The organism is Azotobacter armeniacus (assembly GCF_054779355.1).
This window is the reverse complement of the sequence record NZ_BAAGYK010000070.1, coordinates 1-2,142: the sequence shown is the minus strand read 5'-3', so window position 1 is coordinate 2,142 and position 2,142 is coordinate 1. Positions and strand designations below refer to the sequence as shown.

Annotated in this window: 2 protein-coding genes; one reads left to right on the top strand and one right to left on the bottom strand. The window is 62.1% G+C overall.

From position 1 onward, the window contains the following. Positions 1-439: ISAs1 family transposase (locus tag ACYVD0_RS11960; RefSeq protein ID WP_460427016.1), on the top strand; the 439-nt coding region annotated here is incomplete at its 5' end. Positions 440-709: 270 nt separating this feature from the next. Here the strand turns inward: ACYVD0_RS11960 and ACYVD0_RS11955 are convergent. Next, positions 710-1,102 (bottom strand): hypothetical protein, encoded by a 393-nt coding sequence (locus ACYVD0_RS11955; protein ID WP_460427015.1) that lies wholly within the window; start codon positions 1,100-1,102, stop codon positions 710-712. Positions 1,103-2,142 lie beyond the last annotated feature (1,040 nt).

The window sequence follows — 2,142 nt, the reverse complement described above, 5'->3', positions numbered from 1 at the left end:
CGAAAAAGGCCATGGGCGGCTGGAAATCCGGCGCTGTCATGTTTTCGGCGAGCTGGCCTGCCTGGCTCACCCCGAGCGCTGGCCCGACCTCGGCTGTTTCGGGGTGATCGAGTCGGAGCACCACTTGCAGGGCAGGGTTTCGCATGAGCGACGTTACTCCATCGGCAGCCTGGCGCCGGATGCCGAGCAGTTGGCATCGGCGATCCGCCAGCACTGGGGCATCGAGAACCGCGTGCACTGGTGCCTGGACGTGGTGTTTGCCGATGACCGGATGCGCGCACGTACCGCCCATGCGGCCCATAACCTGGCCACGCTGAAGCGACTGGCGCTGAACCTGCTCCGCCTGGACCCGAGCCAGCGCAAGGGCAGCCTCAAGGCTCGTCGGCTCATCGCCAACACCTCGGATGACTATCGGGCCGAGCTGCTGGGACTCGAATGAGAATGCTTGGCTTCATGCGATGGCCCTGGATAGCATCGGGGGAAGGCATGGCGGCACCTCAAATTCTGTATTTATAAACAGTATTTGTTGCGCCATCACGATTGACAAGAGCCGACAACAAGTGACTGCCGATCAACGGCACCACCTCGGTAACAAGGGTGTAAGCCAAGTCGTGGCCGCTGCTGGGGGAAGATGTGCGACTGGACCGTCGCGGGAGCCAGCGACGGTGACGTTGACGGTGGACAACCCAAGCGTTGTCCACCCTACTTGTTAGTTGACGCCGTTATAGGCAAAGGATTCGGCGGTTTCGGGCGTCCAGCCAAGCGGGCGCGGACGGTTGCCGTAGATCACAACCTTGTCGCCGGGGGCGAAAGCGTAGTTAGGCGAGCGGTACGTCTTCAGTTCGCCGCTGTCGGTGCGCACGACGTAGGCGCGGTCGCTAGCGCCGACTGCCTTCTGACCGGAACCGCCGAACAGCGCGCCAACCCCGGCACCGATCACGGCACCGATCGGACCGCCCACGGACCCGGCCATCATGCCAGTCATGCCGCCCGTGGCCTGACCGGAGGTTTCGTCGCCCACTTCGCTGACGATTTCAGCGGCGTAGACGCTGCTTGCGGTCAACATGCCGATGGTCAGAGCCAGAATGCCGAACTTTTTCATGGCGGTTCCCCTGAGGATGATACCAGCGATCTTTGCCAATCGATTCCAGTTGGGACGAGTTGGGGCGCTGTCTGCGCCGTTTCGTTTCCCTTGGCCCAGAAACTACCAATTCGATTGATATAGATCAATAAAACAATCGCCATCTTATGCTTAAGGAGGGGTACTCCTAGCCGCCAGCAAAACAGCGCCTTCAGCCGCATTCTTTGCAGAAGACTGCCAAGCAACTGATTTACAAGGAAAACATGACCAGGCCTGGACTTGCGCCCGATCCTTGACGCACAGGCGGAGTCCGTTCGCCGCTCCCCATCCGCAGGAGCCGAGGGATACCAATTTGGCAGGCGCGCCGGCGTCCTCTGGCCGTGAACAACATCGCCAGCGACCAACTCCTGGGAGGGAATGACGTCAGCTTCGCGTCCTGCCGGATATCTGCTTGTGAGGTCGAGCGGTTTAGCGTCAGTAGCCTTGGGCGGCGAGGGTGTGGACCTCGCGGTCGCCGTCGGCCAGGAGGTGCAATCAGGCTATCATGCCAGTCGCTGGCTGGTGGACAAGCAAAGCGTTGTCCACCCTACCTGCTATCTGGACCGATGCCGTCAGGCGGTACTCGATGCGGGCGGCAAGCTGCCGGCCTGGGACCGGGAGGCGGACCAGCGCATTACCTGCCGGTCATGCTGCAAGCGATCGGCAAGCGCCTCTCCAGCTCCCGCCGCTGAATCGCGGGCACATCGAGTAGGGAGCGGGATTACTCCCACCGCCCTCTCACACCACCGTACGTGCGGTTCCGCATACGGCGGTTCATGGGTGACGCTGAAGGCGCCGCTGGGTATCCAGCAGCGAGATCAAGCCCAAGGCGTCGAAGAAGCGTTTCGGGAAGGCCGCATTCATGGGGGGTGCGCCCGAGTTCCACCACGGACCTTGTCCGTTTCGGGCCGAGCGCCCTGCACGATCTTCCGTCAGTCGCTGCCGACGCAGCATTGTGGTTCGGCCTTGACGATGCCTTGCTTGCCGCCAGAGCAGGCAGCGCAGTCTTCGTCTCACCCAAC

Excerpts from the sequence above, each read along its gene's own strand:
- ACYVD0_RS11955 (WP_460427015.1), bottom strand. The coding sequence starts at position 1,102 with ATGAAAAAGTTCGGCATTCTGGCTCTGACCATCGGCATGTTGACCGCA.